General features: G+C 54.2%; 4 protein-coding genes. All 4 read left to right on the plus strand.

Annotation, left to right across the window (positions count from 1 at the left end):
* The first annotated feature begins 863 nt into the window (after nucleotides 1–863).
* The 4 genes from Q0482_RS02375 to Q0482_RS02390 all read left to right on the plus strand — a co-directional run bounded on the left by Q0482_RS02375 (nucleotide 864) and on the right by Q0482_RS02390 (nucleotide 5655).
* Nucleotides 864–1925, plus strand: coding sequence for an iron-containing alcohol dehydrogenase family protein (locus Q0482_RS02375; protein WP_299142876.1), 1062 nt, complete (start codon nucleotides 864–866; stop codon nucleotides 1923–1925).
* 402 nt (nucleotides 1926–2327) lie between these two features.
* Nucleotides 2328–3392 (plus strand): DctP family TRAP transporter solute-binding subunit, encoded by a 1065-nt coding sequence (locus tag Q0482_RS02380; protein ID WP_299142878.1) that lies wholly within the window; start codon nucleotides 2328–2330, stop codon nucleotides 3390–3392.
* A 475-nt stretch (nucleotides 3393–3867) separates the two neighbouring features.
* A complete protein-coding gene (locus Q0482_RS02385) occupies nucleotides 3868–4377 on the plus strand; it encodes a TRAP transporter small permease (protein WP_299142882.1) in 510 nt (169 codons plus the stop codon).
* Nucleotides 4378–5655, plus strand: a complete 1278-nt coding sequence (locus tag Q0482_RS02390; RefSeq protein WP_299142885.1) for a TRAP transporter large permease — start codon at nucleotides 4378–4380, stop codon at nucleotides 5653–5655.
* Nucleotides 5656–6488 lie beyond the last annotated feature (833 nt).

A 6488-nucleotide genomic window follows, 5' to 3' on the forward strand; every position in this document is an offset into this window, starting at 1 on the left:
GTGGTATCGCCGCCTTTGGCGGCGATGAGTATATATGCTCGCTGCGCTCGCCCCCCTTTGGTGCCTGCGGCACCACCTTTCTCCACGGGAAAGCGTCTCACGTGGTTCTCAGGTCGCTTTCGCTCCCCTACGAACCACGTTCGCTTGCCACCCCGCTGTATCGGTCGGGCGACAAAAGGAAAGCGCCTTTATGGGCAGGCTAGGCGCCTTACTTCGCCCGACTTGCACATCCTATGCAGGATGTGCACAGTGGACAACAACCCGTGCTTTGCTTAGAGCTGCATTTGAGATATCAGCCTCGCGGAGCTTTGTTCTGCCACCGCTTGCGGGGTGGCAAAGGAACTGGAGTCACTCCAGCGAACTGGATTCGTAGGGGAGCCTAAGCGACCTGAGAATCCAGTGAGTCGGTGATAGCCGTGCTGTAGGAAGCCCAAGGCGACTGAGAATCCAGTGACATGCTTCCCTATGGGTAAGTCCCGCGCAAACGGTCAGCCAGACAAAAGGAAGGCGCCTTAATGGGCAGGCTAGGCGCCAACTTTGGCTGACTTGCACATCCTATGCAGGATGTGCACAAGCAAGGGGGAGGCGAGCAGAGCGAGCCATGCCGCCGACAGGCGGCAAACCACAACCCTCAGCGGCCAAAGGCCGCTGTCAAACCTAAGAACCCTCCGGCCCGGCGGGCCGGTCAAACTTGAGAACCTTTTCCCTCACAACCCTTCTGCACAACCTGCCGCGGAGCGGCCACAACCTTCGGGGCCGCAGGCCCCGTCCACCTTCCCCTCTGAACCCTCTGACATTTCTCCGAAAGAAGAGTATAATGTAACCATCTATCCATAGTCTGACAGTACAAAAAGGAGTTTCTTATGAAAAGTACATTTTTCCCCCATTTCACCATCGGCACTGACGCCTACGACGCCATTCCCGGCATCTGCCGGGAGTACGGGAAGACGGCGGTGATTGTAGGAGGTAATAAGTCCAGGGCCGCAGCGGAGCCGCTGATTCGGAAGGCCTGCGAAGGGACCATTGAAATCACCGGGTCTTTCTTATACGGCGATGACGCTACTTTCGAAAACGCCGAGGCCCTGACGAAGATTCCGGAAATTGCAAAGGCGGACATGATTTTTGCCGTCGGCGGCGGCAGGGCGGTGGATACGTCCAAGTGGGCGTCCCATCTTCTGAAGAAGCCTCTCTTTACCTTCCCCACGCTGGCGTCCAACTGCGCTTCCGTGACGGCGGTGTGCATTATGTACAATCCGGACCACAGTTTCCGGGGTTCCATTTACAGGGACAGGAATGCGTACCACACCTTTATCAACACCGACATTATTGCCCATTCGCCCCGGGAGTATTTCTGGGCAGGCCTGGGGGACGCCCTGGCCAAGCAGTATGAGGTGCCCTTCTCCGCCCGGGGCATGGAGCTTACCTGGGTGCAGCAGACGGGGGTGCGGAATGCACAGAATGTGGCGCCGGGAATTTTGAAATACGGCAAGAAGGCCCTGGAGGCGGTGGACCGGCAGGAGGTGAATGAAGCCCTGGAGCCGGCCATCCTTTCCATCATCGTGGCGCCGGGCATGGCTTCCGTGTGCATTGAGGACGACCTGGACTCTTCCCTGGCCCATGCCATTTACAACAGCCACACCAGAACGCCCCATAAAGGCAATCATCTTCACGGTGCCGTGGTGAACTACGGCCTCCAGGTGATGCTCACCATGGACGGCCAGCTGGAGGAGAGGGACAAGATTTACAATTTCGCCAAATCCATCGACCTGCCCCACTGCCTGGAGGACATCGGCATTGATCCCAAGCACCCCGACGAACTGGTACAGAACTGCCTTCACACCAAGGATATGCGGGTGAAGCCCTATGACATTACCTTCGACATGGTGTACAAGGCTATGATGGAACTGGAGAAATTGAATCACTAAAGTTTCACGGAAATCAAAAAAATTTCATTTTCCCCTTTACAAAGGGGGAAAGTGCATGTATACTATTTCCAACTTCAATTTTGAATAAAGCTTCACAGCACACCTGTGCATGAAAGACAAGGAACGGAAGCGAGTGAACCGGCTTTCTTACAGAGAGCTGCCGGAAGGTGGAAGGCAGCAGGAGGTCCTCACAGAGTCGTCCGCAAGTCCTGTATCTGAACTGAGTAAGATATGGCGTTTGGCAGCGTTACAAGGCCGCATGAGTATAGTGCGAGGTGGTACCGCGTAGGTGTTACGCCCTGGTTGATTTTTATCAATCAGGGCGTTTTTTGCAGTATGGAAGATGGTACAGCTTGATTTCAAAAAAGTAAGAGACAAATGTATTTTCCAAAGGAGGATTTCATGATGGGTATGTTTAAGAGAAGTCATAAAGTAGTTTTAGCAGGTTTAGCAGCCCTTGCCATTGCAGGCATGATGACAGGCTGTGGTATGTCCGGCGGCGATAAGAAACCGGCCGCTTCCGGCAATGGGCAGAAAGTGGAATTGAAACTGGCTTACCAGCTCCCCGCGGAACATCATCTGTCCAAGAGCGTTGAAAAGTTTGCCAAGGAAGTGAATGAACGGTCCAAGGGCCAGATCGACATCAAGGTATACCCGGCAGGCCAGCTCTACAACGACCAGAACATGAACGACGCCCTCATGAGCGGCGGCCTGGATATCGGCATGAACTCCACCGCCCGCTGGTCCATGGTGGTGCCGGCGCTGAAGGTACTGGACATGCCCTTCGTCCTCACCTCCTACTCCGCCGTAGATAATGCACTGGACGGCGACCTGGGCAAGGCGCTGAACCAGGAAATGGAAAAGAAGGGCGTTCATCCCCTCATCTGGGCGGACTACGGCTACGTACAGTTCTGCAATAACGTAAAGAAAATCGAAAAACCGGAGGATTTCCAGGGCATGAAGATCCGTTCCTACTCCGAAACCTCCGCTGACATCATCCAGGCCCTGGGCGCATCGCCTACCACCATGAGCTCCTCGGAAGTTTACATGGCCATCAAGAACGGCACCATCGACGGCCAGTCCTCCGGCCAGACAGCCATCCTGTCCCGTAAGATTTACGAAGTGGCCAAGTACTTAACCGTCACCAACAACTCCTACGTAGAATTCCTGGTATCCATGAATGACAACTCCTGGAAGAAACTGACGCCGGAACAGCAGAAGATCATCACCGACACCGCCAAGGAAATCCAGGATGAAATCCGCAAAGAAACCAAGGCGGAAGACGAACGGTGCCTGAAGGAACTGGCGGCCAAAGGTATGGACGTTTATGTGATTCCGAAGGATGAAATCCACCTGTGGCAGGAAGCCACCGCCCCGGTAGTGGCCAAGTTCGAACAGGAACAGGGCGACTTCGGAAAGAAACTGGTGGACGACTGCCTCAAAGCCAGCGCAGCGGCAAAGGACTAAGGGATAAGGTTCTCAAGATTGACGGAGCTTTTGCCCCGAAGGTTTTTAGGTTTGACACGGCCTTCGGCCGTGAGGGCTGCGGTATCGCCTGGGGGCGATGGCTATATAGCCGCCTGCGGCGGTGCCCCCATAGAGCTATATGAATATACAGGTAAGAGTAGAGCAGTTTATTCTGCTACCCGGACGGGGGTGGCAAGCGAACGTGATTTGTAGGGGAGCGATAGCGACCTGAAAATCACGTGAGACGCTTTCCCGTGGAGAAGTCCCGCGAAGCGGGATAGGGGGGGCCGCCGATAGGCGGCATATAAAACTCATTGCCCGATAGGGCGATACCACAACCCTCGGGCCCAGAGGACCCGTCAATCCTAAGAACCTTTCCCATCCCACTGTCCCACTGTCCCACTGTCCCACTGTCTCACTAGCTCACTAGCTCACTATTTCCCTATTTCCCTATTTCACAAAGGAGGGCTGTCCTGTGCGTTCTATTTACCATATGTATGACCGTATCCTCGGTTACATTACCAATTTTGCCGCAGCCATTGCAGGGCTTGCCATTTTACTGACAGCCTTCATGATCTGCTATGAAATCATTGCCCGCAGTATTTTCCACAGTCCCACGGTGTGGGTGATGGAGATTTCCACCTACCTTCTGGTGCTGGCCGGTTTCTTCGGCATGGCTTATACCATGAGGAAAAACGGACACATCTGCGTGGATTTCCTTTTCAGCCGTTTCCCCAGGGCCGTGCAGCGGGGGCTGGATGTACTCACATCCATGCTTTCCCTCTTTGTCATGTATGTGTGCATGACCGAATCCACCAACTACATGCTCATGAGCAAGGCCATGGGAGTGGTGTCTCCTTCCCTGCTCCGGGTACCCATGTGGATTCCCCAGACCTTTATGGTCATCGGTTTTGTACTGCTGTTTCTGGAAATCATCAATCATCTTTTAGGTGATTTCTTCCGAGATGGAAAGGAGGAAAAGTAAATGGTTCTTGCAGGATTTGCCCTGTTTATCATCGTCCTCCTGATCATCGGCATGCCCGTGGCCTTCACACTGTCCCTGGCAGGAATTCTGGGCATCATCCAGTTCGTGGATATGTCCACCCTGTCCCAGGTGCCGGTGATTGCCTTTAAGACTTTGGACTCCTACGTATTGACATCAGTTCCTCTCTACATTCTTATGAGCCAGATCATGCTCACCGGACGGGTGGGGAGCGGCCTCTTCGATCTGGGCAGCAAATGGATGGGCCACCTCCCCGGCGGCCTGGGCATTGCCACCATCTTTGCCTGCGCCATTTTCGCCGCCATTTCCGGTTCCTCCGTAGCCACCGCCGTCACCATCGGCGCCATGGCCATTCCGGAAATGCTGAAACGCGGCTATGACAGGAAACTGGTGGTAGGGTCTGTGGCTGCCGGCGGCACATTGGGCATCCTCATCCCGCCGTCCATCCCCATGATTCTCTACGGCACCATTACCGATGAGTCCGTGGGCAAGCTCTTCATGTCCGGCGTCGTGCCCGGCGCCCTCCTGACCCTGGCCTTCGTAGCCTACATCGTCTTTGCTTCTTGGAACAAACCGCGGGAAGAAAGAGCCACCCATGCAGAAAAGATGAAAGCCCTCCGTGAAAATATCTGGGGCCTTCTCCTTCCGGTTATCATCATCGGCGGCATCTACACCGGTATCTTTACCCCCACCGAAGCGGCGGCTGTAGGCACGGTGTATGCCCTCATCATTACCTTCTTCGTTTACCGCAGCATTACCATTGAGGACATGCCCGCCATCCTCCGCGCCACCATCAAAACATCCTGCATGATTTTTGCCATCATGGTAGGCGCCATGCTCTTCGGCTACATCCTCACCGTGCTTCAGGTACCCCAGGCCCTCATGTCCCTTGTCACCGAAGGCCACTTCAATAAATGGATCGTCCTCATCGGCATCAACATTGTGCTTCTTATTCTGGGCTGCGTGCTGGAAACCGTTTCCATTATTCTGATTACCCTGCCTATGCTCTACCCGGTCATCAAAGCCCTGGGCTTTGATCCCATCTGGTTCAACGTAGTGCTCCTCATTAATATGGAACTGGCCCTCATCACGCCTCCCGTAGGCATGAACCTCTTCGTCATCAAAGGCATCAGCGAAGACAGCTCCATACAGGACATCATCTCCGGCGCCGCTCCCTTTGCGGTGATTATGATACTGGAAATCGCAGTTCTCTGCTTCTTCCCCGGCATTGCCACCTGGCTGCCGTCGGTATTGAAATAAGGAAATAAGAAAACCGGCTCTGCAAAGGGCCGGTTTTTTGTGGTTAGTGGGACAGCGAGATAGTGGGACAGGGGGTGCCGCTGACGCGGCGGGTTGTATAAAAAGGTTGTATTTGCTTCGCTCAGGGGGCGGGAGAGACTGTTATCGGCTGTCCGCTGTCCACTGACAGCTGACGGCTGACTGCGGTACCATCCCGCCGGACAAGTCATCCTGAGGGGGCGAAGGATTTTGGTAAGAATAGTAAGTGTGGGAGAAACTGTTAAATGCCAGTCGGCGGGAAGACGTCAGACGACAGACATACGGGATTCCCGAATGCAAGAGGAGTCAGGCGCCTTATGAAAATGGTAAATTATAAATTGTGAATGGTAAATGAAGGTGGCGCCTTTAAAAATAAAGGGCGCTATTTTAATAAAAACCATACAACCTCGCGACCCTCGTGGAAATGCACCGCAGGCGCGGTTTTACGGTTTTGCCGCCGACAGGTGGCATTAAAAACTTATTGCCCCTAAAGGGGAAACGACTCACTACATTTTGTGCGTCGCTGACGCTCCTACATCCTCTGCTGTCACTGACTCACTGGATTCTCAGGTCGCTTTGCTCCCCTACGAATCCAGTTCGCATAGTGCAAAATGTGTTCGCTGTGCACCGCGAAGCGGCAATCCACAACCCTCTGCGCCAAAGGCGCCGTCAAACCTAAGAACCTTCCGGCCCCAGGCCGGTCAAACTTGAGAACCTTTTCTACAGCCTTTTCCTTTCACAACCCTTCTACACCACCTGCCTGCGTCAGCAGGCCACAACCTACGGCGAAGCCGTGCCCCTTTTTACTTGCGGCG

This window comes from uncultured Dialister sp. (assembly GCF_937959425.1).
Lineage (GTDB): Bacteria > Bacillota > Negativicutes > Veillonellales > Dialisteraceae > Dialister.